This is a genomic window from Longimicrobium sp., from assembly GCA_036389795.1.
Taxonomy (GTDB): Bacteria; Gemmatimonadota; Gemmatimonadetes; order Longimicrobiales; family Longimicrobiaceae; genus Longimicrobium.
On the sequence record DASVWD010000112.1, the window covers coordinates 1 to 23,862 of the forward strand.

28 protein-coding genes and 1 tRNA gene are annotated in these 23,862 nt (G+C 71.6%); 13 read left to right on the plus strand and 16 right to left on the minus strand.

All coding sequences use genetic code 11. The features are described 5' to 3' along the window. Together VF746_15030 and VF746_15035 are read right to left on the minus strand one after the other, a co-directional pair. Window positions 1–159, minus strand: a 159-nt coding sequence (locus tag VF746_15030) for a GTP-binding protein (protein ID HEX8693734.1), incomplete at its 3' end; no start/stop codon positions are given. A 55-nt stretch (window positions 160–214) separates the two neighbouring features. Then, window positions 215–287, minus strand: a tRNA-Thr gene (locus VF746_15035). Between the two features lie 451 nt (window positions 288–738). Here VF746_15035 and VF746_15040 point away from each other — a divergent pair. From VF746_15040 to VF746_15075, 8 genes are all read left to right on the plus strand, one after another. Further along, a complete protein-coding gene (locus tag VF746_15040) occupies window positions 739–948 on the plus strand; it encodes a hypothetical protein (GenBank protein ID HEX8693735.1) in 210 nt (69 codons plus the stop codon). A 395-nt stretch (window positions 949–1,343) separates the two neighbouring features. Continuing rightward, a complete protein-coding gene (locus VF746_15045; GenBank protein ID HEX8693736.1) occupies window positions 1,344–1,553 on the plus strand; it encodes a hypothetical protein in 210 nt (69 codons plus the stop codon). Window positions 1,554–1,622: 69 nt separating this feature from the next. Next, window positions 1,623–1,835 (plus strand): hypothetical protein, encoded by a 213-nt coding sequence (locus tag VF746_15050; GenBank protein HEX8693737.1) that lies wholly within the window; start codon window positions 1,623–1,625, stop codon window positions 1,833–1,835. Between the two features lie 70 nt (window positions 1,836–1,905). Next, complete coding sequence (locus tag VF746_15055; protein ID HEX8693738.1) at window positions 1,906–2,109, plus strand: hypothetical protein; 204 nt, start codon at window positions 1,906–1,908, stop codon at window positions 2,107–2,109. 49 nt (window positions 2,110–2,158) lie between these two features. Further along, complete coding sequence (locus tag VF746_15060; GenBank protein ID HEX8693739.1) at window positions 2,159–2,389, plus strand: hypothetical protein; 231 nt, start codon at window positions 2,159–2,161, stop codon at window positions 2,387–2,389. A 78-nt stretch (window positions 2,390–2,467) separates the two neighbouring features. After that, a complete protein-coding gene (locus tag VF746_15065) occupies window positions 2,468–2,698 on the plus strand; it encodes a hypothetical protein (protein ID HEX8693740.1) in 231 nt (76 codons plus the stop codon). Window positions 2,699–2,791: 93 nt separating this feature from the next. Further along, window positions 2,792–3,034 (plus strand): hypothetical protein, encoded by a 243-nt coding sequence (locus tag VF746_15070; GenBank protein ID HEX8693741.1) that lies wholly within the window; start codon window positions 2,792–2,794, stop codon window positions 3,032–3,034. Window positions 3,035–3,076: 42 nt separating this feature from the next. Continuing rightward, a complete protein-coding gene (locus VF746_15075) occupies window positions 3,077–3,295 on the plus strand; it encodes a hypothetical protein (GenBank protein ID HEX8693742.1) in 219 nt (72 codons plus the stop codon). An 81-nt stretch (window positions 3,296–3,376) separates the two neighbouring features. On the opposite strand, the gene VF746_15080 is transcribed toward VF746_15075, so the two are convergent. Further along, complete coding sequence (locus VF746_15080; protein HEX8693743.1) at window positions 3,377–3,622, minus strand: hypothetical protein; 246 nt, start codon at window positions 3,620–3,622, stop codon at window positions 3,377–3,379. A gap of 273 nt (window positions 3,623–3,895) precedes the next feature. On the opposite strand from VF746_15080, the gene VF746_15085 reads away from it, so the two are divergent. Further along, the gene (locus VF746_15085; protein ID HEX8693744.1) at window positions 3,896–5,071 is read left to right on the plus strand and encodes a patatin-like phospholipase family protein; all 1,176 of its coding nucleotides are present in this window, start codon (window positions 3,896–3,898) and stop codon (window positions 5,069–5,071) included. A 182-nt stretch (window positions 5,072–5,253) separates the two neighbouring features. Here VF746_15085 and VF746_15090 read toward each other — a convergent pair whose 3' ends face one another. The 6 genes from VF746_15090 to VF746_15115 form a co-directional block, all read right to left on the minus strand. Next, on the minus strand, window positions 5,254–6,729 hold the full coding sequence (locus VF746_15090) for an amino acid permease (protein HEX8693745.1): 1,476 nt from the start codon (window positions 6,727–6,729) through the stop codon (window positions 5,254–5,256). Between the two features lie 177 nt (window positions 6,730–6,906). Continuing rightward, window positions 6,907–7,512: an RES family NAD+ phosphorylase gene (locus VF746_15095; GenBank protein ID HEX8693746.1), complete on the minus strand. Its 606-nt coding sequence runs from the start codon at window positions 7,510–7,512 to the stop codon at window positions 6,907–6,909. 9 nt (window positions 7,513–7,521) lie between these two features. Continuing rightward, window positions 7,522–8,154 carry a hypothetical protein gene (locus VF746_15100; GenBank protein HEX8693747.1) on the minus strand — a complete coding sequence of 211 codons (633 nt, stop codon included), beginning with the start codon at window positions 8,152–8,154 and terminating at the stop codon, window positions 7,522–7,524. 80 nt (window positions 8,155–8,234) lie between these two features. Beyond that, the gene (locus VF746_15105; GenBank protein HEX8693748.1) at window positions 8,235–8,927 is read right to left on the minus strand and encodes a response regulator transcription factor; all 693 of its coding nucleotides are present in this window, start codon (window positions 8,925–8,927) and stop codon (window positions 8,235–8,237) included. A 271-nt stretch (window positions 8,928–9,198) separates the two neighbouring features. Continuing rightward, a complete protein-coding gene (locus VF746_15110; GenBank protein ID HEX8693749.1) occupies window positions 9,199–10,965 on the minus strand; it encodes a HAMP domain-containing sensor histidine kinase in 1,767 nt (588 codons plus the stop codon). A 143-nt stretch (window positions 10,966–11,108) separates the two neighbouring features. Then, complete coding sequence (locus VF746_15115; GenBank protein HEX8693750.1) at window positions 11,109–11,570, minus strand: GNAT family N-acetyltransferase; 462 nt, start codon at window positions 11,568–11,570, stop codon at window positions 11,109–11,111. 261 nt (window positions 11,571–11,831) lie between these two features. On the opposite strand from VF746_15115, the gene VF746_15120 reads away from it, so the two are divergent. The 3 genes from VF746_15120 to VF746_15130 all read left to right on the plus strand — a co-directional run bounded on the left by VF746_15120 (window position 11,832) and on the right by VF746_15130 (window position 15,042). After that, the gene (locus tag VF746_15120) at window positions 11,832–12,527 is read left to right on the plus strand and encodes a GntR family transcriptional regulator (GenBank protein ID HEX8693751.1); all 696 of its coding nucleotides are present in this window, start codon (window positions 11,832–11,834) and stop codon (window positions 12,525–12,527) included. 146 nt (window positions 12,528–12,673) lie between these two features. Continuing rightward, a complete protein-coding gene (locus tag VF746_15125; GenBank protein ID HEX8693752.1) occupies window positions 12,674–14,347 on the plus strand; it encodes a S41 family peptidase in 1,674 nt (557 codons plus the stop codon). A 128-nt stretch (window positions 14,348–14,475) separates the two neighbouring features. Continuing rightward, window positions 14,476–15,042, plus strand: a complete 567-nt coding sequence (locus tag VF746_15130; GenBank protein HEX8693753.1) for an SMI1/KNR4 family protein — start codon at window positions 14,476–14,478, stop codon at window positions 15,040–15,042. 128 nt (window positions 15,043–15,170) lie between these two features. Here the strand turns inward: VF746_15130 and VF746_15135 are convergent, their stop codons facing one another. Then, on the minus strand, window positions 15,171–16,079 hold the full coding sequence (locus tag VF746_15135) for a LysR family transcriptional regulator (GenBank protein ID HEX8693754.1): 909 nt from the start codon (window positions 16,077–16,079) through the stop codon (window positions 15,171–15,173). Window positions 16,080–16,216: 137 nt separating this feature from the next. Between VF746_15135 and VF746_15140 the strand changes: the two genes are divergently transcribed. Beyond that, complete coding sequence (locus tag VF746_15140) at window positions 16,217–17,674, plus strand: MFS transporter (protein HEX8693755.1); 1,458 nt, start codon at window positions 16,217–16,219, stop codon at window positions 17,672–17,674. Window positions 17,675–18,090: 416 nt separating this feature from the next. On the opposite strand, the gene VF746_15145 is transcribed toward VF746_15140, so the two are convergent. The 6 genes from VF746_15145 to uvrB form a co-directional block, all read right to left on the minus strand. Continuing rightward, on the minus strand, window positions 18,091–18,795 hold the full coding sequence (locus VF746_15145) for an FRG domain-containing protein (GenBank protein HEX8693756.1): 705 nt from the start codon (window positions 18,793–18,795) through the stop codon (window positions 18,091–18,093). A gap of 252 nt (window positions 18,796–19,047) precedes the next feature. Beyond that, window positions 19,048–19,527 carry a single-stranded DNA-binding protein gene (gene ssb / locus VF746_15150; protein HEX8693757.1) on the minus strand — a complete coding sequence of 160 codons (480 nt, stop codon included), beginning with the start codon at window positions 19,525–19,527 and terminating at the stop codon, window positions 19,048–19,050. Between the two features lie 85 nt (window positions 19,528–19,612). Continuing rightward, window positions 19,613–20,098: a ribosomal protein S18-alanine N-acetyltransferase gene (gene rimI / locus VF746_15155; protein ID HEX8693758.1), complete on the minus strand. Its 486-nt coding sequence runs from the start codon at window positions 20,096–20,098 to the stop codon at window positions 19,613–19,615. A 2-nt stretch (window positions 20,099–20,100) separates the two neighbouring features. Beyond that, window positions 20,101–20,808, minus strand: coding sequence for a tRNA (adenosine(37)-N6)-threonylcarbamoyltransferase complex dimerization subunit type 1 TsaB (gene tsaB / locus VF746_15160; protein HEX8693759.1), 708 nt, complete (start codon window positions 20,806–20,808; stop codon window positions 20,101–20,103). Further along, the gene (gene tsaE / locus VF746_15165; protein HEX8693760.1) at window positions 20,805–21,266 is read right to left on the minus strand and encodes a tRNA (adenosine(37)-N6)-threonylcarbamoyltransferase complex ATPase subunit type 1 TsaE; all 462 of its coding nucleotides are present in this window, start codon (window positions 21,264–21,266) and stop codon (window positions 20,805–20,807) included. The genes tsaB and tsaE overlap by 4 nt, the downstream gene beginning before the upstream one ends. Window positions 21,267–21,559: 293 nt before the next feature. Then, complete coding sequence (gene uvrB, locus VF746_15170) at window positions 21,560–23,608, minus strand: excinuclease ABC subunit UvrB (protein HEX8693761.1); 2,049 nt, start codon at window positions 23,606–23,608, stop codon at window positions 21,560–21,562. Between the last annotated feature and the right edge of the window lie 254 nt (window positions 23,609–23,862).

The following is a 23,862-nucleotide window of genomic DNA, read 5'->3' on the forward strand; positions in this document are numbered from 1 at the left end:
AGCCTTGTCGATGTTGTCGAAGCTCACGAAGTCGGCCAGCCCCTTCGCCGCCTGGATCCGCGTGATCGCGGCGGTCAGCGTGGTCTTGCCGTGGTCGACGTGGCCGATGGTGCCCACGTTCACGTGCGGCTTGGTGCGCTCGAACTTAGCCTTGGCCATGATCCGTTTGTGATCCCGATGCCGAGTGGTTGTACGGTAAGGCGAGGCGCTCAGGAGCTCGCGATGGGACTCGAACCCATGGCCTCTTCCTTACCAAGGAAGTGCTCTGCCGGCTGAGCTACGCGAGCCCGACCCCCGTCCCCGGGCCTTCGCCCGGAAGCGAACAGGAGACCTTGCCGCGTCCTTTCTCGGCAAGGTCTCGTGACGGTTCGGTGCTTCCGCCGGCGGGACGCGGCTTCGCGCGGGTAGCCGAAATACCGGGCCCGTGCGATGGGTACACTTTTCCCGGCGGAACGCAAGACGTGGAAGTTATCGAGGCTCCCCGCCCCCGTCAAGCCCTCCTCGCCGATGTCCTGGTGTGCGGACGTATACCCCCGCTGCCCCTCCCGGTTCGCGCGCCTTCCGCCCGGACGGGGCGAAGCCGCATGCCCCGGTGTCGAGCGCAGCTTTCCGAAGAGGGAGGTGTGGACAATCCCGCGAGCGGTCGCGCACCCGCCGCTTGACGGCGCCCATTTCCCGGCCTTGATTCAGACACCGCCGCGTCCCGCGGCGGGGAAAACCCATCCTGGAGATCGAACCATGAAGAAGCTGTCCCTGAACCTGGATGCGCTGTGCGTCGAGAGCTTCGAGACGCTGGAGGCCTCGGCCGAGCGCGGCACCGTGGCGGCGAACGCGCCCACCAACGGCCGCACCTGCCCCGCCACCTGCTACACCTGCGGCGTCAACCCCAACACCACCAACACCGCCCGGCTCGACGCGCCGACCGTCGACTGCCCGCTCTGCGTCTGATCGCCGCGTAGCTGCATTCGCGGGAGGAAGGGCGCGCGGTCCGGTTCGCCGGGCCGCGCGCCCTCTTCGCATTCCCCCACTCCGTCGCCTGGTCCTCTCCCCATCCCCCCTGCGCCACCCTGCCGTAGCAGAATCGCACCTTTCCTGCACATTTCGCGAGGAGATGATAAAGTCTCTTGACGCGCGACGAATTCGCACGATTATGGGAGGTATCGTTGGAATCGTCCGCGCCTCAGGCGTGCGTGATGCGCCGGTTGCGGATTCGATCCTACGTTCACTTTATGCCGCGGCGAGCACAGAATTCGGTCCATTGCGGCTGCCGGACCGCGGGGTGGACGCTCCATCCCGCGACGCCCCAAACCGGGCACCCCACCAGAACTGAGACGGAGGCGAGGATGAAGAAGCTGTCGCTGAACCCCGAGGCGCTGCGGGTGGAGAGCTTCGCGACCGCCGCGGACGTGCCCGGGCGCGGGACGGTGCGCGCGAACGCCTACACCGACCCCGACTACCCGAGCTGCGCCCGCACCTGCGGCGCCAGCCCGCCGCCCGACACGGAGATCTGCGGCTGGGGGCTCCGCCCGACGCTCAAGGCCTGCTGCCTCTGATCCCACGCGGAAGCCGCCTCCGCGCCGGCCGGCGCGGGGGCGGTGCCCGTTTCACCCCCGGAGGAGCCGATGAAGAAGCTGAGCCTGCACCCGGACGAGCTGCGCGTCGAGAGCTTCGACACGGCCGTGCCCGAGCAGGCGCGGGGCACGGTGCGCGCCCACGCGCCGACGGACTGCTGCACCATCAGCTGCGGCGGCACCTGCGGCAACCCGCCGGCCAGCGACCGCTGGAACGACGACGAAGCGGCGGCCTACCGCACCCTGGCCAAGTGCTGCGTCTGACCGGGCGCTCCGGGCCGCTGCCGAACCCGCGGGGAGCGGCCTTCCCACCCACCCGATCCGGAGAGAGCCGATGAGCGAACCGAGCCTGAACCCCGACGACCTGTACGTGGAGAGCTTCGAGACCACCGCGCCCGGGGCCGAGAGCCCGCCCGCCGGGATGAAGACGTACGAGCCCGGCTGCACCACCCCGGAGCTTTGCCCGATCGGGTACGCGGCCCCGATGAAGACGTACGAGCCGGGGTGCACCACCCCCGACCTCTGCCCGATCGGATAGCGGCCGCGCGGCGGGCGCGGCCTTCTTCCCCCCTCACCCGGAGGCGACCATGAAGAGCCGGAAGCTGGGCCTGGACCTGAGCGAGCTGAAGGTGGAGACGTTCGAGACCGGAGAGGACGGGGCGGCGCGCCGCGGCACGGTCAGGCTGAACCAGCTGACGCCGGAGCCGTGCTGCACCTGGAGCTGCGGCGGCACCTGCGGCGCCCAGCCCGACACCACCCTCGTGAAGGAGGGCTACACCAAGCCGCTGAGCTGCTACCCGCAGCAGTGCTGCGTCTGAGAGCACACTCGCCACCCGCCGCTTCCGCGCGGGGCCACGCGGGAGGCGGCCCGTTCTCCTGGCCAGGAGGGTGAAGCCATGAAGAAGCTGAACCTGAAGCTGGACGAGCTGAAGGTGGAGACCTTCGAGACGGGCGTGAGCGAATCGCTCCGCGGCACCGTCAGGATGAACCAGCAGCAGACCAACGAGCCGTGCTGCACCTGGAGCTGCGGCGGCACCTGCGGCGCCGCGCCCGACACCACGTTCCTCAAGGGCACGCCGGCGGTGGACGACGTCGCCTTCCGCACCTTCAACAAGTGCTGCGTCTGACGCCCGGCGCCAACCGTCCCCGGAGCGGCCGCGCGGCCCGCTCCGGGGCGGACACCCATCCCGGCCGCGCCCCAGCCCACCCATGGAGACCCGATGAAGAAGATCCGCAAGTTGAGCCTGGACGTGTCCGAGCTGCGCGTCGAGAGCTTCGAGACCGCCGACGGCGGGGCCGCCCCGCGGGGGACGGTGCGCGCCAACGCGTGCAGCGACTTCTGCAGCGGCAGCTGCGAGCCCACCTGCGGGATCGTCATGGAGAGCGCCGACTGCAGCACCGAGATCCCTGCTTTCAAGACGGGGGACGGCGACTACACCGGCTGCCTCCCCTGCTGCGTCTGACACGACGCGGCGATCCCGTTCCACCCGCCCTGGAGAGAAGTGATGAAGAAGAAGCTGAGCCTGGACCCGGCCGAGCTGCGCGTCGAGAGCTTCGAGACGCGCAGCGCGGCGGCGGAGCCGAAGGGCACCGTGCGCGCCCACGAAGTCACCGAGTACACCTGCGGGCAGCCGGCCCCCACCTCGGACCCCGACGCCTGCACCGCGCTGGTGCTGCGCCCGACCCGGATCGAGATGACCGTCTGCGTCCCCTGCTGCGTCTGACGCGCGCCGGGACGCGTACCGGAAGCGAGGAGCCGGATCGTCGCCCGATCCGGCTCCTCGCGCCGTCCGTCCGGGCCGCGGTCAGGGATTGCCGCCGCCCGACCCGCCCGACGAGCCTCCGCTCCCTCCGCCGCTCCCCCCGCCGTCCGCCGCGGGGACGTTCACGTCGACGTTGATGTCCTTGTCGCCGTCGCCGCCGCCGCGCAGGAACACGAACCACACCAGCAGCCCCACCAGCAGCAGCGCCAGCAGGCCCATCAGCAGCGTCCCGGCGCCGGTGCCGCCGTCGCCCGCCGGAGGCGGGTTGTTCACCTGTACGTCCGCCATCTCATCCTCCGGAGCACTGTCCCCGGGGCGGCTTCGGCCTTCGCCGGGCCGCGCCCGGAGAGCCACGGGGACTCGCGGGTCCCGGTGACCCTATTGCGCGCTTCGTGCCAGGAGGCGCGGAACGCGGCATCCTGTCGCGGCCGTGGCATGGCTCCGTGCGCGGGCGACGGCGGCCCACGCCCGCCGGCATCCTTCCCGAATCGCGGTCCGGCGCCGATATTGTCCCGTCTCCCGAACCGACATCACCCGTCCGCCCGGACCTCTCAGACCCGCATGCCTGAAGACGGCCAGAGCGCGGCCGCCACCCCCGACCGCGGCGAGTTGGCGGTGGTGCTCACCGGCGGCGGCGCCCGCGGCGCCTACCAGGTGGGGATCCTGCGCCACCTCGCCCGGCGCTTCCCCGACCTGCACATCCCGATCATCACCGGCGTCTCGGCGGGGGCCATCAACGCCGCGCACCTGGCGCAGCACCACGGCACGCTGCCGCAGGCCGCCGACGAGCTGGCCGCGCTGTGGATGGAGCTCACCCCCGAGCGCATCTTCCGCGTCGACGTGCCGGCGCTCCTGGCCAACATGGGGCGCTGGGGGATGCAGCTGGCGGGCGGGGGCGTGCGCGAGTCGCGCGTGCGCGGGCTGGTGGACACCGCGCCGCTCTTCGAGCTGCTCAACGAGGCGCTCGCGCCGGTGGACGGCGAGCTGACGGGGATCGACTACAACCTGCACCGGGGGACGCTGCGCGCGGCGGCCATCGTCACCACCAGCTACACCACCGGGCAGACGGTCATCTGGGTGCAGGGGCGCGGGATCGAGACGTGGGAGCGCCCGTCGCGGCGCGCCGTGGAGACGCGGCTCAGGGTGGAGCACGTGATGGCCTCGGCCGCGCTGCCGCTCTTCTTCCCCGCCGTGCAGGTGGGCACGCACTGGTTCGGCGACGGCGGCATCCGGCTCACGGCGCCGCTCTCGCCCGCGCTGCACCTGGGCGCGCACAAGATCCTGGCCATCTCCACCCACTACGACCGCACCCTGGCCGAGGCCCAGACGCCCGAGGTGGCGGGCTACCCGCCGCCGGCGCAGGTGCTCGGCATCCTCTACAACGCCATCTTCCTGGACATGGTGGACCAGGACATCATGCGCATGGAGCGGATGAACCACGTGCTGCGCCGGCTCCCGCCGGAAGGGCGCGAGGGGATGCGCGTGGTGGAGCTGATGTCGATCCGCCCCTCGCGCGACCTGGGCGCCCTCTCGCGCGAGTACGAGCCCCGCCTGCCGCGCGCCTTCCGGCTGCTCACCCGCGGCCTGGGCACCCGCGAGACGAAGAGCCCCGACATGCTGAGCCTGATCATGTTCCAGGAAGACTACGTCCGCGCCCTGATCGAGCTGGGCGAGGAAGACGCCGAGCGCCGCGGCGACGAGCTGGCGGAGTTCATCGGGTCGAACGGGGGGAGTTGAGTACGGAAGTACGAAAGTACGAGAGTACGATGGAGCCGATCGTGGCCGCGCTACTCTCCCCAGCACGACAGCGGCGCCCGCCGAATGCGCGGACGCCGCTCCTCATCTCCGGACCATCTCCCAACCCGCAGCTCCGTACCCCGTACTTCCGTACTTCCGTACTCTCGTACTTTCGTACTCCCCTACGCCACCGGCGCCTCCTCCGGCAGCTCCGCGTGCGCGGGCATGCGCCGGATGCCGCGGGTGCGGCGCGAGCTGTAGAGGAAGTAGATCGCCATCCCGATCGCCAGCCACACCACCAGGCGGATCCACGTGGCCGCGGGCAGCACCACCATCTGCAGCAGGCACACGGCCGCGCCCACGATCGGCACCCACGGCATCCCCGGCGTGCGGAAGGGGCGCGGCAGCTCGGGGCGCGCCCGGCGCAGGATGATCACCCCCGCGCACACCAGCACGAACGCCAGCAGCGTCCCCATGCTCACCAGCTGGCTCAGCACGCTGATCGGCAGCAGCCCCGCGGCGACGGACACGATCACGCCCACGATGGCCGTGCTCACGTGCGGCGTGCGCCAGCGCGGGTGCACCCGGCTGAACGCGTCGGGGAGGAGCCGGTCGCGGCTCATCGAGTAGAAGATCCGCGTCTGGCCCAGCAGCGTCACCAGCATGGTGGAGAAGAGGCCGAAGAGGGCGCTCACCTTGACGACCGGGCTCAGCCAGGTGAGCCCCGTGGCGTCGATCCCCACCGCCAGCGGGTCGGGCACGTTCAGCTCGCGGTAGGGCACGATCCCGATCACCACCGTCGCCACCGCGATGTAGATGACCGTGCAGATCGCCAGCGAGCCCAGGATGCCGATCGGCAGGTCGCGCTGCGGGTTCCTGGCCTCCTGCGCGGCGGTCGACACCGCGTCGAAGCCCACGTAGGCGAAGAACATGATCGCCGCGCCGCGCAGCACCCCGCTCCACCCGAACGAGCCGAACTCCCCGGTGTTGGGCGGGATGAACGGCGTCAGGTTGTCGCGGTTGATGTAGCTGAAGCCGGCGGTGACGAACACGATCAGCACCCCCACCTTGATGAGGACCAGCAGCGTGTTCGTGTTCGCCGACTCCTTGATCCCGATCATCAGCAGCCCGGCCACCAGGAGCACGATGACGGCCGCCGGGAGGTTGAACACGCCGTTCACCACCGCGCCGTCCGCCATGCGGAGCGCCACCTCGGGCGAGGCGGTGAGCCGCGGGGGGATGTGGATCCCCAGGTCGTTCGCGAAGCTGACGAAGTACCCCGACCAGCCGACGGCCACGGTGGCCGTGGAGAGCGCGTACTCCAGGATCAGGTCCCACCCGATGATCCAGGCGAAGATCTCGCCGGCGGTGGCGTAGGCGTAGGTGTAGGCGCTCCCGGCCACGGGGATCATCGAGGCCAGCTCCGCGTAGCAGAGCCCCGCGAAGGCGCACGCCACGGCCGCGATCACCATCGAGATCACCAGCGCCGGCCCGGCGTGCTGGCTGGCCGCCGCCCCGGTCAGCACGAAGATCCCCGTCCCGATCACCGAGCCGATCCCCAGCGTGGTGAGGTTGACGGGCCCCAGCGTGCGCTTGAGCGTCCCCCGCCCCGCCTCGCCCTGCAGCTCGGCGATGCTCTTCCTCGCCAGCAGACTCATCTCCCGCCTCCGGTGAAAGGCCGCGCCGGGCCGGACGCGCCGGCCGCTCCATCTCACCGGGAAGGCTAGGCGTTGCGAGGACGACGGGTGTTTTCCCGCCGTATGGATGTTGTAAGGGAGTTGCGAGGAGGGAGGCCCCGATCCGGCGGACGCGCTCGTCCACACGGAGCGGCGCGATCACGGACTCATTCCGAACCCGTACCTGCGGGCGAGCCTTCCCAGCAGCGTGAGCTGGCGGTCGAGCGGGGTGGAGGATCGGGGCTCGATCGCCGCGGCCGCGCGGTCGTACAGCGCGATCGCGAACACCGAGTCGTCGTGGCGGCACCGGTACGCGATGCCGTCGGGGGCGGAAGGGTGCTCCCACAGCGCCAGCGCCCACGCGCGCGAGAGCGCGTAGTCTCCCGACGCGGCCTCGGCCGTCGCTCCCATCCGCACCAGTGCGGGGCCGTGCAGGGAAACGAGACGGAGATCCCGCAGGACCGCGACGGTGGCCAGCGACCGTGCCGCGAGCTCCTCCATCGCGATGAACCGCCGGGCCGGCCAGCGCAGGAAGGTCTCCACGAAGCTGGCCTCGGGCGTCGCGCCCAGGTAGCAGACCCGGTACTCGCCCCGGGGCGCGTCGAAACGGAACTCCGGCGGCCTCCCGGGAGCGGGGCCGAACCAGATCGCGCCGTGCTCGCCGCGGTGGATGCGATGGAGGGACTCGCCCGCGGGAACGACCTCGACCGGCAGCTCGCGGCCGCGAAGGTCGTCCGGAGGGAGAGGAAGGGTGCGCCGGGGCACGGGTGTCGCTCAGAGCGCGCCCTGCTCGCCGAACGTCCGCACCGCGTGCAGCGCCTCCTCGAGGTGCCCCTCGCGCAGCGCCTCGATCACGGTCCTGCCGGGGAAGCGGGGAGTCTCGGAGAGGAGCACCGACAGCCGCGTCCACGGGCTCGCGATCTGGAAGGCGCCGAGCACGTCGGGGAAGTGGGGGACGATGCCGTCCGCGGCGAACTGGAAGGCCGGGTACAGGTACTCGCCGCCCCAGTCCACCGCCAGCAGCCGGTTGCGGCGGCGGCGCTTGTCGGTGGCCTGGCGGGTGATGCCGAGGTGGTCGGAGACCCTGGCCACGGGCCATCCGCCGCCGGCCTCCGCGAGCAGCTCCCGCTTGATCTCCGCGCCCCGGGCGAACGCGTCGGCCAGCGGGTCCACGTCCTCCACCCGCTCGTCGGCGCCGCCGGTGGCGGAAAGGAGCCGGGCGAGCGTGCCGACGTCGGTCGGCGCCGACAGGGCGGTCAGGAGTGCGTCCGCCGAGGCGCCGGCCACCATCCGCCCCAGCAGCGGGACGGAGCGCAGCAGCACGGCTTCCGCGAGCGCGCGCTTCTCCCCTTCCTGGATGGACGAGAGCAGCTCGTCGAGCGAAGGAGCCCGGGCCGTGGCGGGCATGGCGACACTCCAGTCAGCGTGGTTGCCTCTGTCAAGATATTCTCGCCCCTGGACAGAAGCAACCTTCGTTCCTCCGGAGACTACATCGCCAGGCGATACCCCGCCTTCCACACGGTCACGATGTGGCGCGGCTCGGCGGGATCGTCCTCCAGCTTGCGGCGGAGCTGGGCCACGTGCATGTCGACGGTGCGCGTCATCACGGCGGCGCGGTGGCCCCAGACCTCGGCCAGCAGCTCCAGGCGCCCCGCCACCCCGCCGCGGCGGCGGATGAGCGCCAGCAGCAGGTCGAACTCCTTGGGCGTGAGCGGCACCTCTTCGCCGCCGCGCCGCACCGAGCGCGAGGCGGGGCTCACCTCGATCGACCCGAAGGCGATCACCCCCGGCTCGGGCGCCGCGTCCGCCGGGGCGCGCCCGGCCCGGCGCAGGAGCGCCTCCACCCGCGCCAGCAGCTCCAGCAGCCCGAACGGCTTGGTGACGTAGTCGTCGGCGCCCAGGCGGAAGCCCAGCACCTTGTCGGCCTCCGCGCCGCGCGCCGTCAGGATCAGCACGGGGACGCCGAAGCCCTCCTCGCGCACGGTCTTCAGCACGCGGTAGCCGTCCATCTCCGGGAGCATCAGGTCCAGGATCACCAGGTCGGGCCGGTGCTCGCGCACGGCGCGCAGCCCGGCCGCCCCGTCCGGGGCCACCGCCACCTCGTGTCCCTCCAGCTCCAGGCTGGTCGAGAGCCCGTAGGCCAGGTTCGCGTTGTCCTCCACCACCAGGATGCGGCTCATCGGAAGTCGTCGAGGCGGAGTCTGGAGCGGAGCGGAATCCGTCCTACGATACCCACGGAGAGCGCCCGGTTCCAGCGGCGGGTGTAAGGGATTCGTAAAGGCACGACGAGCGGAGGAGGCATCGGCGCCCTCCTCCGCTCGTCTTCACATCGCCTCGGGACGGCCCGACCGAGCCTACTGCCGGCGGCAGAGTCAGCAGATGGGGAGCAGATGGGGTTCTCTGCTGACTCTGATGACTCTGCGTGAGAAAAGTCTTTTGCTGGACCTTGATTCAGTCCCCGCCCGCCGCGGCCACCGCGGGAGTCCCGGCCGCCTCTTCGGACTCGCCGGGGGGGCCGGCGTGCATGGCGCGGGGAAGCTCGATCCAGAAGCGCGCGCCGCCGCCCGGCGCGTCGGCCACGCCCACGCGGCCGCCGTGCAGCTCCACCAGGTCGCGCACCACCGCCAGCCCGATCCCGCTCCCGCCGGCCGCCGAGGCCGCGTCGCGCTCCAGGCGGCGGTACGGCTCCCACACCTTCTCGCGCTCCTCGCGCGGCACGCCGGGCCCCTGGTCGTCCACCCAGACCCGCAGCGAGAAGCCGGCGAGCCGCGCGCCGACGTCCACCCTCTGCCCCGGCGGGCCGTACTTCACCGCGTTGTCCAGCAGGTTCAGCAGCACCTGCCGCAGCGCGTCGGGGTCCACGCGCGCCACCACGCCCGCGTCGAGCGACAGCGCGAACTCCGCCCCGCGCGCGCGGGCCAGCGGCGCGAACGAGTCCACGATCTCGCGCACCAGCGGCTCCACCTCCACCGGGTCGGGCGAGACGCGGCCGGCGCCCCGCTGCGCGCGCGAGAAGAAGAGGATGTTCTCGACCAGGTAGGTGAGCCGCCGCGCCTCCTCGTTGATGATGCGGATGGAGCGGCGGCGCTGCTCGGGCGTGGCGAGGCGCTCCGAGTCGAGCAGGTCGGCGAAGAGGCGGATCTGCGCCAGCGGCGTGCGCAGCTCGTGGCTGACGCCGGAGACGAAGTCGTCGCGCAGCCGCACCAGCTCCTGCTGGCGGCGCAGCTGCACGATGGCCACGCACACCAGCGCCAGCGTGAGCCCGAACACGGTGAGCAGGAGCGGCAGGCGCGAGCGGGGCCCCTTCTCCGCCGCCAGCGTGGCGGCGACCTTCGGCCGCACGGCCACGTGCGTGGTGAGCCCCGCGAAGACGCCGTCGAGCGCCTCCACCACCTCGCCGGGCGCCAGCGCGTCGGAGCGGTAGGCGCCGACCTTGGCGTCCACCCACAGGGGATCGCGCCCGCCGCGCCCCACGCCGGGAGAGCGGTAGACCACCTCGCCCGTGCGCGTGGCCACCAGCACCGCCACCGCCTCGCCGTTGGGGAGCGCGCCGCGGGGCGAGGCGGGCAGCAGCGTCGTGGTCCGGAACACCTCGTCGAACGCCGGCGCCGCCGCGCGGACGGGATCCACCGAGAACCCCTCCGCCCGCACGGTCCCGCCCCGCCGCGTGACCCGGTAGACCAGCAGGTGCCGCTCGCCCGCGACGACGGCCGGCTCGGCCAGCACGGTGTCGCCCGTGGGCGCGCCGCCCGCGAGCAGGCCGGCGAGACGCGAGCCGCGCGCGCCGCCCCGCAGCCACCCCTCGAACCCCCGGCTCGCCCCGGCGGCTTCCGCGCGCCAATGCCCGCCCGCCCGCTCGACCGCGAAGGTCCCGCGCAGCGCGCGATCGCAGCGGCACCGCGCGAGCTCCTGCCGCACGCCCTCGACCCACGCCGACGGCGAGCGGGACGAATCCCGCTCGCTCGCGCCGGCCGGGAGCGCGCGCTCCAGCGAGGCGGCCAGGCGGCGGGTGAGCGCGTCGTCCGCGCGCCGCACCAGCTCCCAGGTGGCGAACGAGGCGTAGCCGCGCAGCGCCCGGTCCGTCGAGCGCGCCTCGGAGCGCGCCGCGTCCGCCGCCTGGTACGCCAGCACCGCCGAGAGCCCCAGCATCACCAGCAGCAGCCCGGCGAGGAACGCCGAGCCGGGGGCCACGTGCGGGGAGCGGCGGAGCGAGAGCATCGGAGCGAAGGATGACGGATGCGAGGAAGTCGGCGCGGGAGCCGCGCGTTCAGACGAACGTTAGCACGGCGCCCACGGAAAGTGCCAGCGGCGGATGTAAGGATTTCGCAAAGTCGAAGACGAGTCCCGGGAAGATCGGCCGGTCAGCCCGCCTCGCCCGCGTCCTCCGCCGCCAGCCGGTCCAGCGCGTCGCCGGCCACGCGGAAGACGGTCCACTCGTCCATCGCCCGCGCGCCGAGCGAGCGGTAGAAGCGGATGGCGCGCTCGTTCCAGTCCAGCACCCACCACTCCACGCGCCCGCAGCCGCGCTCCTTCGCCAGCCGCGCGAGGTGCGCCAGGAGCCGCCTCCCCACGCCGCGGCCGCGCGCCTCCGGCGTCACGTACAGGTCTTCCAGGTAGATCCCCGGCTGCGCCAGGAAGGTCGAATAGTTGTGGAAGAAGAGCGCGAACCCCGCCGGCGCCCCGCCCTGCTCCGCGATCGCCACCTCCGCGTACGCCCGCGGCCCGAAGAGCGTCTCCCGCAGCCGCTCTTCCGTGGCGACCACCTCGTGCAGCAGCTGCTCGTAGTCCGCCAGCTCGCGGATGAGACGCAGGACCAGCGGCACGTCCTCCGGCGTGGCGGGACGGACGACCAGCGGGCCGGTGCTTCGGGATTCGGATCGGGGCTGCTCAGGGTCCACTCGTTCTGCTCCACGACTCGTTCCACGCCAGGGATCTCGCAGCTTCAACTGACGCGGCGCATCTAGTTTCGCGAAGTCGGCGAGAGTCGCAAGATCGGAAGACGGGGTATCGCAAAGGTTGACCAAAGACGAATTGTCGACAATTTTGAGATGTACGTGATGGACCTGGGTAGCGGAGGACGGGAGATGCCGGTCACGATGAAGCGCGGCGCGCGGTCCGCCCACGTCTACGGCCGCCTGCGGGAACGGATCGTCCGCGGGACGCTGGCCCCCGGCGCGCGCGTGGTGGAGATGGACGTGGCGGAGGAGATGGGCGTCGGCCGCACCCCCGTGCGCGAGGCGCTGCAGCTCCTGCTGAAGGAGGGCCTCCTGGTGGCGACCGAAGGCGGGCGGCGGCTGCTCACCGTGGCGCCGCTGCGCGCGGACGACGTCGCCGAGCTGTTCCCCCTGCTCGCCGACCTGGAGGCGGCGGCGCTGCGCGGCCTGGACCGCCTCTCCGCCGCGGAGCACGCCTCGCTCGCGGCGGCGGTGCGGGACGCCAACCGCGCCTTCCGCGAGGTGGTGAGCCGGGTGCCGGTGGACCTCGACGCCGCGTTCGCCACCCACAAGGCGTTCCACGCCAGCCTCACCGACCCGCTCGCCGGGCCGCGGCTGGCGTGGCTGCTGGGACTCGTGCGGCCGCAGGTGGACCGCTACGAGTGGATCTACGGCGCGCTGCTCGAGGGCAACCTCGAAGTGGCCGCCGACGAGCACGAGACCATCGTCCGCGCCGTGGAGGCGCGCGACGCGGAAACCGCGGCCGCGGCGCTCCGGGAGAACTGGACCAACGCCAGCGCCCGGCTGCAGGGGGCCATCCAGCGCACCGGCGGGCGGCGGGCCTGATGAACGCACCGCCGCGGCCGCGCGCGCGCATTGTCGACAATCCAGGCAACCCTATCCGCCCTTCCCGACATCCAATCCGCGATTGTCGACAATTTGTCGGCTGCAGCGTCGTTCACCCGCAACGTCACACCCGACTGGAGCAACCGATGCCGTCCACGATCCACCCCGCGCCGGGCCGCCGGCCCCGCCTCCTCCGCCGGCTCCTCCTCGCCGCGCTCGTCGCCTGCGCGCTCCCGGCCGCCGCCCGGGCGCAGGCGCCGCAGGTCCCCGACTCGCCCGCCGGGCGCCGTCTCAACGCGCTGCTGGCCCTGGTCGCGCGCGACGACACCGTGTCGCTCCGGACCTTCGTGGACGAGAACATGGACGCGCAGTACCGCGCGATGCCGTTCGACGCGCACGTGAGGGCGCTCACCGGCATGCGCCAGCAGCTCCGCGGGGCGCGCATCGTCGCGCTCGACGCCCCCCGGCCGACCGAGCTGCGCGCCACGCTGGACAACGGCGGCCGCCGCTTCGTGATCGACCTCACCACGGAGCCGGCCGCGCCGAACCGGATCTCGGGGGTGGGGGTGACGCCGGAGTCGGAGCTCCTCCCGGCGCCGGAGCGGCTCACCGCCGACCAGATCCGCGAGGTGGTGGACAGCGTGGCGGCGCAGGTGGAGCGCAACTACGTCTCGCCCGACACCGGCCGGCTGATCGCCGACCGCCTCCGCACCCGCCTGGCCTCCGGTGCGTACGCGTCGCTCACCCGCCCGGTGGAGCTGGCCGAGGCGCTCACCGCCGACCTGCGCGCCCAGAACGGCGACCGGCACCTGTCCGTGCAGGTGCGCACCGGCGGAGGCGGAGGCGGGGGCGGCGGGCCCCGGGGGGCGGCGGACTCGCAGCGGCGCAGCAACTACGGCTTCAGCCGGGTGGAGCGGCTGGACGGCAACGTGGGCTACATCAAGCTGACGGGCATCTCGGGCGCGCCGGAGGCCCGCGAGGTGGCGCTGAACGCGCTGCGCTTCATCGCCAACACCGACGCCGTGATCCTGGACCTGCGCGGCGTCCCGGGCGGCAGCGCCGAGATGGCCAACTTCCTGATCAGCCACTTCACCGCCCCGAACCTGCCCTCGCTGCGCGTCTACTGGCGCCAGGACGACCGCACCGAGGTGCGCAACACGCTGGCGGAGGTGCCCGGGCCGCGCCGCACCGACATCCCGCTGTACGTGCTGATCGACCGCGGCGCGGGCTCGGCGGCCGAGGACATCCCCTTCGTGCTCCAGAACCTGGGCCGCGCCACCCTGGTGGGCCAGCGCACGGCCGGGGCGGGGCGCAACAACGGCTTCTTCCCCGCGGCGCACGGCATGAGCGTGTCGGTGTCGATCTCGCGCGTCACCGACCCGCGCACCGGGCGCGAGTGGGAGGGGACCGGCGTCAAGCCCGACCTGGAGGCGCCCTCGGCGCAGGCCCTGGCGGCCGCGCACGCCGACGCGCTGCGCAAGCTGGCCGCCGCCGCGCCCGACGAGCGGCGCCGCTCGGAGCTGACCCTCACCGCCGAGTACGTCGCCGCGCAGGCGAAGCCGGCCGCGGTGCCGGCCGAGCGCCTGGCCACGTACGCCGGGCGATACGAGAACGGGCGCGTCGTCACCGTCGAGGAGGGCCGCCTCTACTACCAGCCCGCGGCCGACGCCCCGCGGCTGGAGCTGGTGCCGCTCCCCGACGGGCGCTTCGCCACGGGCCCGACGGTGCGCGTCGCCTTCGCGCCCGGCGAAGGGGGCCGTCCCACCCTCCAGCTGGTCTCCCCCGGCCAGCCGCCGCGGGTGTTCGCGAAGCTGCCCTAGTCCCGCCGCACGTCGAACGAGCGCCGGGCGCGGATCCCTCCGCGCCCGGCGCTCGCTGCAGCCGGCACACCTGTTGATCCATTCGCTCCGTAAACCGCGTTCGTCGAATCAGCCACGGAGGGAGACTCATGGACGAGGTATGGCGCCGGATCGAGGCATGGCTCGCCGCGCACGCTCCCGCCATCGCCGCCGGCCTCAACCCGCCCGCGTCGGCCGGCGAGATCGACGAGACGGAGCGGTTCCTCGGCGTGCGCCTCCCGGACGACGTCCGCGCTTCCTACCTCCGCCACGACGGCCAGTCGCAGGACTCGCCGTGGATGATGAACGGGTGGGAGTGGCTTTCGCTGACGCGGATCCGGGACGAGTGGAAGGTCTGGAAGGACGTGCTGGACAGCGGTGCTTTCGCGGCAATCGAGAGCGACGCCGACGGGGTTTCCGTGCGCCGCGACTGGTGGAACCCGGCCTGGATCCCGGTGACCTACTCCGGGTGCGGCGACCATCACTGCCTGGACCTGGCTCCCGGCCCGCGCGGCATCTCCGGCCAGGTCATCGAGATGTGGCACGACGAGGGAGCGCGCCCGGTCGTCGCGGATGGCTTCGGGGCGTGGCTCTCGCAATTCGCCGACGACCTGGAGGCAGGCGAGCTCGTGTTCTCCGACGACCTCGGTGGCCTGTACCGCGTCGACGATGTGTGACCGGCTGCTTCCTCGCCTGGCACATCCCACGACGCCCGGGCCAGCGACCGAAGCCGCTCCCGAGACCGTCTCGGGAGCGGCTTCTCCTTGTGCTCCGTAGCTGATCGCGCGTGAACGGCCGACCAGGGCTACGCTGAATCGGTGGGTTGCTCCGCGCAGACGGCCCGGACACATCCGCGTAGCCAGCGATGCGCCGGATCGGCGTGCAGCCGCGGGTGCCAGAGCATCGAGACCGTGAGCTTCGGCGTCGTGACCGGGAGGGGAAAGCTGTGCATGCCGGCGCGCAGGCTGCCGGTGTGCCGCTCGGGAACGCTGGCGATCAGGTCGGTGGCCCGGGCCAGCGCCAGCGCGGTCGCAAAGCCGCCGACGATCGTGACGATCTCCCGTTCCAGCCCGAACGGCTTCAGGGCTTCGTCGATCGGCCCCCTGTCGAGACCCCGCCGCGAGACGCCGATGTGCCTTCCGGACGCGTAACGAGAGGGCGTGATCTCGCCCTGGCCGAGCGGGTGCCCCATTCGCACGACGCCTACCAGACGGTCCCGGAACAGGGTCTGCGCACGCACCTCCGGCCCGGTCGTCTTCCCGATGACGCCCGTTTCCAGATCGACGGTCCCGTCGCGGAGCGCGGCGCTGTCTCTGTCCACTTTCTGCACGAAGCGCAGCCGCACGCCGGGAGCCTCTTCGCCGACGCGGGCGATGAGGCCCGGTCCGAAGTTCTCCACGAAGCCCTCGCTCGTCCGCAGCGTGAAGGTCCGCGCGAGCTGCGCGAGGTCGGGCTCCGCCGCGGGGCGCAGGACCGCTTCGGCGTCCTGCACGAGCTGACCGACCCGCTCGCGGAGCTTGAGCGCCCGGGGGGTGGGAACCAGACCGCGTCCGGCCCTGACCAGCAGCGGATCGCCCGTCGTCTCACGCAATCGCGCCAGCGCCCGGCTCATCGCCGACGGGCTGAGCCGCAGTCGCCGGGCCGCCCGCGCGACGCTGCCTTCCGCGAGCAGCGCGTCGAGCGTGATCAACAGGTTGAGGTCGGGTTTCGACATGCCTCCAGCATGGCACGGCCCAGACATGGCGTCAAGCGCACGAATAAAGTGCGAATGCTGCGTCTTCCGCCACGCCGGGCAGCGGACCAGGTTTCCCAGCGGTCACCGTTTCGGGAACCAGTCCGGGAGCCGGAATCATGTCGAAGCCGATCGCCGCCGGAAGAGACGAGGCGGCAGCTGGGAACGGGGAACGGACGTCCTCGGTGCGGTGGGCGCTGGCCGGCCTTTCGCTCTCCATGCTGCTGTCCTCGCTCGGCACCAGCATCGCCAACGTCGGCCTGCCGACCCTGGCCCAGGCGTTCACCGCCTCGTTCCAGGAAGTCCAGTGGGTCGTCCTCGCCTATCTCCTCGCCGTCACCACCCTGATCGTCGGCGCCGGGCGCCTCGGCGACCTCGCCGGCCGCCGGCGGCTGCTGCTGGCCGGCATCTTCCTGTTCACGCTGGCCTCGGTCCTGTCCGGCGCCGCACCCACGCTCCGGCTGCTGGTCGCCGCCCGCGCGGCGCAGGGGCTGGGCGCGGCCGTCATGATGGCCCTCACGATGGCGCTGGTCGGCGAGACGGTCCCGAAGGACAGGACCGGGAGCGCCATGGGGCTCCTCGGAACGATGTCCGCGATCGGCACCGCGCTCGGTCCTTTCGGCGGCGTGCTGATCGCCGGGCTCGGCTGGCGGGCCATCTTCCTCGTCGAGGCACCGCTGGGGATCCTGGCCCTGCTCCTCGCGCACCGCTGGCTGCGCGTCGACCGCCGGGGCCCCAAGACCGATCGGACCGGCTTCGACTACCTGGGCACGCTGCTGCTCGCGCTGACGCTCGCGGCTTATGCGCTCGCCATGACGCTGGGGCGCGGCCGTTTCGGCGCGCTCAACCTGGCCCTGCTGTCGGGTGCTGCATTGGGAGTCGGCCTCTTCGTGCTCGCCGAGGCGAGAGCGGCATCGCCGTTGATCCGGTTGGGGATGTTCCGCGATCCGGCGCTGGGCGCGAGCCTCGCGACGAGCGCGCTCGTCTCGACGGTGATGATGGCGACGCTCGTGGTGGGGCCGTTCTATCTCTCGCGAGCGCTCGGACTCGACGCGGCCCTGGTTGGACTCGTCCTGTCCGCCGGTCCGCTCGTCGCCGCGCTGACCGGCGTGCCGGCCGGCCGCATCGTGGACCGTTGGGGCGCGCAACCGATGACCTTCGTCGGGCTCACCGGGATCGCGGCCGGCTCCCTCCTTCTCTCCACGCTGCCGGCGACGCTCGGCGTCTCCGGCTACCTCGCCCCGATCATCGTCGTCACGGCCGGCTACGCGCTGTTCCAGACCGCCAACAACACCGCCGTCATGGCGGAGGTCCGCCGGGAGCAGCGGGGCGTCGTCTCCGGCATGCTCAACCTGTCGCGCAACCTGGGGCTCGTCACCGGCGCATCCGTGATGGGCGCGGTGTTCGCGCTCGCGTCGGCGGCGACCGACGTCACGACGGCGCGTCCCGAAGCCGTTGCCGCCGGCATGAGGATCACGTTCGCCGTCGCGGCGATCCTGATCGTCGCCGCGCTCGCCATCGCGGCAGGAAGCCGTGCTCTCGCAGCGCGCCCTTCGCTCGCCGCAGACGCGTCGTGACGCGAGCCCGGTCCCGTGTCCCAACGCAAAACCGAAATCTGCTTTCGTCCTCTGAACACCGTCGGCTGGGCCCGGCGGTCGGGGAAGAGCCTGCTCGTCAGCCGCTGGGCCGATCCTGGACGGGGACGCGCGAGGCCGGCACGGCGCCGCCGCTCAAGGCCTTGCCGCTCGGCGGCGACGTCAGCGCCGAGGACGGCCGCCTCTACTACCAGCCCCGCAGCCGACGCCCCGTGGCTGGAGCTGGTGCCACTGCCCGAGGGCGCTTCGCCGCGACCCGACGGTGCGTGTCGCCTTCGCGCCCGGCGAAGAGGGCCGCTCCACTCTCCAGCTGCGGGCGTTCGCGCGCCTCCCGTAGCCCCGACGTGCATCAAAGACGAGCGCCGGGCGCAGGAGGAATCCGCGCCCGGCGCTCGTGCTCAGGCCTCTCCGATCTCTTCGATGTCCAGACCCGCTCGAAACTGGCGATTGGCGATCGCCCAATTCATGTGCGCAGCCAAGCCGTCCAAGTCTGGGAATAACGTCAGACGATTCACCCCATAGAAGGAGAGGTCGAAGAGCAACCGTGATCTGTATTTTCGATCGATGATGATCTTCTCCAGTACATCATCGGGGCGGAGCGCCTTTTCCAGTTCCGTGTCCGGCGGTCCATGAACTGTAAAAATCCCACTTTGACGCGTGATCCTCTGCGCCACACCCTTGGGCTTGAATCTCTCTACTCCTCTGAATTCAAAGGGCGAGCCCTTCCTGGGATTTACATAGCGCGGGGAGTAATAGGAGTAGAGGACCGCGTCTGTATCAAAGTCCTCCCACACCGCGAAGAACGCAGCAGCAAGGGGATTGAACGACCAGTCCAATAGGCGGGTCGCAAGCCCGTGGTGCTGAGCCACCGCCAGGGCATCCCACGGACCACTCGGGAGCGTCGGGAGAAACTCCACAGACCTGCGTTCCCATGACTCGAACAAAGTGCGGTCATCGTAGGTCCGGTACGGCTCGCGCCCTGCTTTCGGCAACAGTCGCCACTCCGGATCGCCCTGACCGCGAAATAACCAGAGGTAGCTGCGCTGATATCGCTGTAGCGCCTGATGCAAGCGCGCGAATGATGCAACGCGGATCTCTTTCATCCTTCAGTCGCTGTAAAGGTCTCACCAGGGTAAAATCGGGCAACACGTGGCCCTTCCGGGTCCCCCTCCAGTCTGCTCCTGGCCTCATCGGAGCGGAACGCGAGCCGGAGCTTTTCTCGAGGCGGGCAGCAGTCCCCGCAGGATGCAAGAGGGGGTGGTGCATTCTATCACATGCACCACCCACCTGCATTGACCGACGTATGCCTGACTGCCTGATTGGGCCCCGGCGGGACTACTCAGTCGGGCAACGGCTCAGAACGGCAGGTCGTCCTCGTCCTCCAGGGGCGGGGCCTGGAAGTCGTCGTAGTCGTTGCCGCGCGCGGGGGCGGCGGCGCGCGCGGGAGCGGCGGAGCGGCCGCGGTCGAAGCCGCCGCCGCGGTCCGCGTCGCCGCCCTCGCCCCTCCCGCTCAGCATCATGATCTCGCGGGCGCGGATCTCCGTCATGTACTTGGTCACTCCGTCCTTGTCCTGGTACTGGCGGTACTCGATCTCGCCCTCCACGTACAGGCGGTCGCCCTTGTGCACCCACTTCTCGACCACGTCCACCAGACGGTCCCACACCACGATGCGGTGCCACTCCGTCTTCTCCTGCTGCTGCCCGTTCTTGTCGGTCCAGCGGCGGCTCGTGGCCAGCGAGAACTGCGCGACCCGGGCGCCGCTCGGAATCGTGCGGATCTCGGGATCGGAGCCCAGGTTCCCGATCAGGATGGCCTTGTTGAGGCTGCGCGACACAGCTCCTCCTTCGTTGTATTGGGTAAAGCGCACGGAGTGGACGGCACAAGATGAGCGTGCCCGTCTACTCTGTCAAGAGAAATTTTCACACGCGAAGGCGCATTACCAACGCGTCTTCCGTGGGCCGTGCATAGTACGAGCGGCGGCGCCCCACCACCACGAAGCCCCGGTCGCGGTAGATCCCCTGCGCCAGGTGGTTGCTCTCGCGCACCTCCAGGAACACCTCGCGGGCGCCGCGCTCCTTGATGCGCTCCACCACCGCGTCCACCAGCGCGCCGCCCAGGCCCCGCCCGCGCGCGTCGGGAGCCACCGCCACGTTCCCCAGCTCCGACTGGTCGATCACCGTCCAGCACGCCGCGTAGCCCACCACGCCCCCGCCCAGCTCGGCCACGAACAGGTCGGTGTCGCCGCGGCGCATCAGGCCGCGGAAGGTGCTCTCCTTCCACGGCATCGAGAAGCAGGCGTTCTCGATGTCCAGCACCCGGGGGAGGTCGTCGTCGCGCATCGGGCGGATGGTGAACGGCGCGCCGGCCGCGGAGGCGAAGGGGGTGAAGGCGTCGGTGGTCGCCATCGTCAGGCCTTGCGCGCGGCGGCGATGCGCTCCGCGCCGGACGCGCGGAGGTAGTCGGGCTCCCAGGCGGCGGGGTCGGCCACGCGCCCCCGCTCGGGCGCCGCCCGCGCGAGCCAGAGCAGCCCCGCGGCCGGCGAGCCGCCGCCCGGCTCGAGCACGGAGCCGGCCCCGAGCGCCGCCTCGAGCTCGTCCCGGTAGAGCGCCGCGCCCTCGCCGGTGAAGACGGGAGAGGCCTCCCGCACACGCCCGACCACCTCCTCGACGCGGAGCGCGGCGGGGGCCAGCAGCTCCTCGACGGAATCGCCGGCGAAGCGCCAGCAGCCGGCGAACACCTCGCGGTTGCGGGCGTCGAAGAGCGCGCAGACCGGCCGCCCGGCGCCGCGCAGCGTGGCCGCCGCCGCGAGCAGCCCGGAGTACGCGAAGAGCGGCACCCCCAGCGCGCGGACGATCGCCTTCGCCGTCGCGGCGGCGATGCGCAGGCCCGTGAACGAGCCCGGGCCGCCCGCGGCGACCACCGCCGCCAGCTCCCCCGGCGCGAGCCCCGCCTCGCGCACGGCCCGGTCGATCGCGGGGAGGAGGAGCGAGGAGGCGCCGCGGCCGGGGTCGAGCGACACCTCGGCCGCCACCCGCCCGTCCACGCCCACCGCCACGGAGCCGCCCTGCGTGGAGCTGTCCAGCGCCAGCACGGGGCCGACGGCGGCCACGCTCACGGCGCCCTCCCGTCCGGCGGCGGCAGCGGCGGCGGGTCGCCGACCGGGCGCGCCTCCACGCGGCGGCGGCCGGGGTCGCCCAGGTCCTCGATCTCCACCTCCCAGCGCGGCGCGGGGAGCAGCGCCCCGGCGCGGTCGGGCCACTCGATCAGCACCAGGTCGCGCGGGGCGGGGAGCTCGTCCCACCCCAGCTCCCACACCTCGTCCGGGTGCTCCAGGCGGTAGAGGTCCAGGTGCTGCACCTGCGTCCCCGACGGCGTGTCGTAGCGGAAGAGAAGGTTGAAGGTGGGGGACGGCATCTCGCCCTCCACGCCCGCCCCCCGGCCGACGGCGCGCGCCAGGGTGGACTTCCCCGCCCCCAGGTCGCCGCGCAGGGCCAGGACGAGCGGCGTCCGCGCCTCGCGCCCGATCCGCTCGCCCCACGCCACCAGCTCCGCCTCCGTCAGCTCCGCCTCCATCGCCTTCCCAGCGAGCGTTCCGTGCACACCCCCACAGCCGATGCCGCCTCCACACCGTTGTCATTCTGAGGGAGCCCGGCGCCGACTTCGCTATGCACGAATGCCAGCGGGCGACCGAAGAATCTACTCACCCCGCCGGGTGGCCCGCTCCGGCGCGTCCATCCAGCCTCGCAGCAGGATGAGTAGATCCTTCGGGAGCGTCTAATCGTCTGCGTGAACACGACATCCGCGCGGACGCTCCCTCAGGATGACACCTGGCGGAACGGCGGAATCCATTCAATCGACGCTCCCCCTCACCTCAACCCCGACACCTGCCGCCGCTGCGGCACCGGCTTGGCGCCGTCGAGCTCCGCCTTGAGCTCCAGGTACTGGTCGCGGAGCAGCGCCGCCCGCTCGAAGTCCAGCTGCGCCGCCGCGTCGCGCATCTCCTGCTCGATCTGCTTGAGCACCTCCTCCGGCGTCTTCCCGTAAGGAGCGCGCTTCTCCGCCACCTTCTTCCCCCGCGCCGACTGCGGCAGCTCGTACTTGGGGCTCCGGGCGTCGGCCACGCGCGTGCTCAGCTCGATCTCCTCCACCGACTTGATGATCGTGGTGGGGATGATCCCGTGGCGGCGGTTGTACTCCTCCTGCAGCACCCGGCGGCGGTTGGTCTCGTCGATCATCCGCCGCATCGACCCCGTTACCGTGTCGGCGTAGAGGATCGCCGTCCCCTGCGCGTTGCGGGCGGCGCGGCCCACCGTCTGGATCAGCGACGACGACGAGCGCAGGAAGCCCTCCTTGTCGGCGTCCAGGATGGCGACGAGAGAGACCTCCGGCAGGTCCAGCCCCTCGCGCAGCAGGTTGATCCCCACCAGCACGTCGAACTTCCCCAGCCGCAGGTCGCGCAGGATCTCCACCCGCTCGATCGAGTCGATGTCCGAGTGCAGGTAGCGCACCCGCACCCCGGCCTGCTGGAAGAAGTCGGTGAGGTCCTCCGACATCCGCTTGGTGAGCGTGGTCACCAGCACCCGCTCGCCGCGCTTCTCCCGCTCGCGGATCTCGGCCAGCAGGTCGTCCACCTGCCCCTTCACCGGGCGGACCACCACCTCCGGGTCGAGCAGCCCCGTCGGGCGGATGATCTGCTCGACCACCACGCCGCCGCTCTTGGCCAGCTCGTACTCCCCCGGCGTGGCGGAGACGAAGATCGCCTTCGGCACCAGCTCCTCCCACTCGGGGAACTTGAGCGGGCGGTTGTCGAGCGCCGAGGGCAGCCGGAAGCCGTGCTCCACCAGCGTCAGCTTGCGCGCGCGGTCGCCGTTGTACATCCCCCCGATCTGCGGGACGGAGACGTGCGACTCGTCCACCACCACCAGGAAGTCCTCGGGGAAGTAGTCGAAGAGGCACGCCGGGCGCTCGCCCTCGGCGCGGCCGGCGATGTGGCGGCTGTAGTTCTCGATCCCCGCGCAGGTGCCGATCTCCAGCATCATCTCGATGTCGAAGTTCGTGCGGCTCTCCAGCCGCTGCGCCTCCAGCAGCTTCCCGGCGCCCAGCAGCTCCTTCAGCCGCTCGTCCAGCTCGGCGCGGATGCGGTGCACGGCGCGCTCGATGGTGGACTTCTGGGTGACGAAGTGCGTGGCCGGGTAGATGGCCGTGCGCCCCAGCGTGGCGATGGTGTCGCCGGTGAGCGGGTCGAAGCGCGAGATGCGCTCGATCTCGTCGCCCCACAGCTCGATGCGGATCCCCTGCTCGTCGTAGGCCGGGTAGACCTCGACGGTGTCGCCGCGCACGCGGAAGTGGCCGCGCTCGAAGGCGGCGTCGTTGCGCGAGTACTGGACGTTGACCAGCGACTCCAGGATCTTCTTGCGGCCGATCTGCTGGCCCACCTCGAGCACCACCATGAGCTGGCGGTACTCGCGCGGGTCGCCCAGGCCGTAGATGCAGCTGACCGAGGAGACGATGATGACGTCCTCGCGCTCCATCAGGCTGCTGGTGGCGCGCAGCCGCAGCCGCTCGATGTCCTCGTTGATCGAGGAGTCCTTCTCGATGTAGGTGTCCGAGGAGGGGATGTACGCCTCGGGCTGGTAGTAGTCGTAGTAGGAGATGAAGTACTCGACGGCGTTCTTCGGGAAGAGCTGCTTGAGCTCGCCGTAGAGCTGCGCGGCGAGCGTCTTGTTGTGGCTCATCACCAGGGTGGGCCGCCCGTGGTTGGCGATCACGTGGGCGATGGCGAAGGTCTTCCCCGTCCCGGTGGCGCCGAGCAGCGTCTGGTAGCGGTCCCCCCGCTTGAGGCCGTCCGTCAGCTCCTGGATGGCCCTGGGCTGGTCGCCGCGCGGCGGGAAGGGGGACGCCAGTTCGAACGGCATGCTGCCTCGTCGGATGACTGCGTTGGAGGGTCGAAAGCGGACCCTCCTGATACACCGAAGAAACGCCGCGGGTCGGGGATCGAAAGGCCTGCGACAAGATGGGGGAGGGGGACGGCGGGGGCAACGGCGGGGGGTGAGAGGCCAGACTCTTCTCAACGGATGGCTTGGTGGAGAGATGAGCCACGGCAGGGCTTCAACAAAATTTTAATCTGGATCTGAGGCTCAGGTTGCACGAGTATCTCATTCGGCACATT

Excerpts from the sequence above, each read along its gene's own strand:
- VF746_15100 (HEX8693747.1), bottom strand. The coding sequence starts at position 8,154 with ATGCCCGCCACGGCCCGGGCTCCTTCGCTCGACGAGCTGCTCTCGTCC.
- VF746_15125 (HEX8693752.1), top strand. The coding sequence starts at position 12,674 with ATGCCGTCCACGATCCACCCCGCGCCGGGCCGCCGGCCCCGCCTCCTC.
- VF746_15050 (HEX8693737.1), top strand. The coding sequence starts at position 1,623 with ATGAAGAAGCTGAGCCTGCACCCGGACGAGCTGCGCGTCGAGAGCTTC.
- rimI (HEX8693758.1), bottom strand. The coding sequence starts at position 20,098 with ATGGCGACCACCGACGCCTTCACCCCCTTCGCCTCCGCGGCCGGCGCG.
- VF746_15040 (HEX8693735.1), top strand. The coding sequence starts at position 739 with ATGAAGAAGCTGTCCCTGAACCTGGATGCGCTGTGCGTCGAGAGCTTC.
- VF746_15145 (HEX8693756.1), bottom strand. The coding sequence starts at position 18,795 with ATGAAAGAGATCCGCGTTGCATCATTCGCGCGCTTGCATCAGGCGCTA.
- VF746_15055 (HEX8693738.1), top strand. The coding sequence starts at position 1,906 with ATGAGCGAACCGAGCCTGAACCCCGACGACCTGTACGTGGAGAGCTTC.
- uvrB (HEX8693761.1), bottom strand. The coding sequence starts at position 23,608 with ATGCCGTTCGAACTGGCGTCCCCCTTCCCGCCGCGCGGCGACCAGCCC.
- VF746_15110 (HEX8693749.1), bottom strand. The coding sequence starts at position 10,965 with ATGCTCTCGCTCCGCCGCTCCCCGCACGTGGCCCCCGGCTCGGCGTTC.
- VF746_15120 (HEX8693751.1), top strand. The coding sequence starts at position 11,832 with ATGCCGGTCACGATGAAGCGCGGCGCGCGGTCCGCCCACGTCTACGGC.
- VF746_15060 (HEX8693739.1), top strand. The coding sequence starts at position 2,159 with ATGAAGAGCCGGAAGCTGGGCCTGGACCTGAGCGAGCTGAAGGTGGAG.
- VF746_15075 (HEX8693742.1), top strand. The coding sequence starts at position 3,077 with ATGAAGAAGAAGCTGAGCCTGGACCCGGCCGAGCTGCGCGTCGAGAGC.
- VF746_15105 (HEX8693748.1), bottom strand. The coding sequence starts at position 8,927 with ATGAGCCGCATCCTGGTGGTGGAGGACAACGCGAACCTGGCCTACGGG.
- VF746_15140 (HEX8693755.1), top strand. The coding sequence starts at position 16,217 with ATGTCGAAGCCGATCGCCGCCGGAAGAGACGAGGCGGCAGCTGGGAAC.
- VF746_15130 (HEX8693753.1), top strand. The coding sequence starts at position 14,476 with ATGGACGAGGTATGGCGCCGGATCGAGGCATGGCTCGCCGCGCACGCT.
- VF746_15085 (HEX8693744.1), top strand. The coding sequence starts at position 3,896 with ATGCCTGAAGACGGCCAGAGCGCGGCCGCCACCCCCGACCGCGGCGAG.
- tsaE (HEX8693760.1), bottom strand. The coding sequence starts at position 21,266 with ATGGAGGCGGAGCTGACGGAGGCGGAGCTGGTGGCGTGGGGCGAGCGG.
- VF746_15135 (HEX8693754.1), bottom strand. The coding sequence starts at position 16,079 with ATGTCGAAACCCGACCTCAACCTGTTGATCACGCTCGACGCGCTGCTC.
- VF746_15080 (HEX8693743.1), bottom strand. The coding sequence starts at position 3,622 with ATGGCGGACGTACAGGTGAACAACCCGCCTCCGGCGGGCGACGGCGGC.
- VF746_15090 (HEX8693745.1), bottom strand. The coding sequence starts at position 6,729 with ATGAGTCTGCTGGCGAGGAAGAGCATCGCCGAGCTGCAGGGCGAGGCG.
- VF746_15065 (HEX8693740.1), top strand. The coding sequence starts at position 2,468 with ATGAAGAAGCTGAACCTGAAGCTGGACGAGCTGAAGGTGGAGACCTTC.
- VF746_15045 (HEX8693736.1), top strand. The coding sequence starts at position 1,344 with ATGAAGAAGCTGTCGCTGAACCCCGAGGCGCTGCGGGTGGAGAGCTTC.
- VF746_15070 (HEX8693741.1), top strand. The coding sequence starts at position 2,792 with ATGAAGAAGATCCGCAAGTTGAGCCTGGACGTGTCCGAGCTGCGCGTC.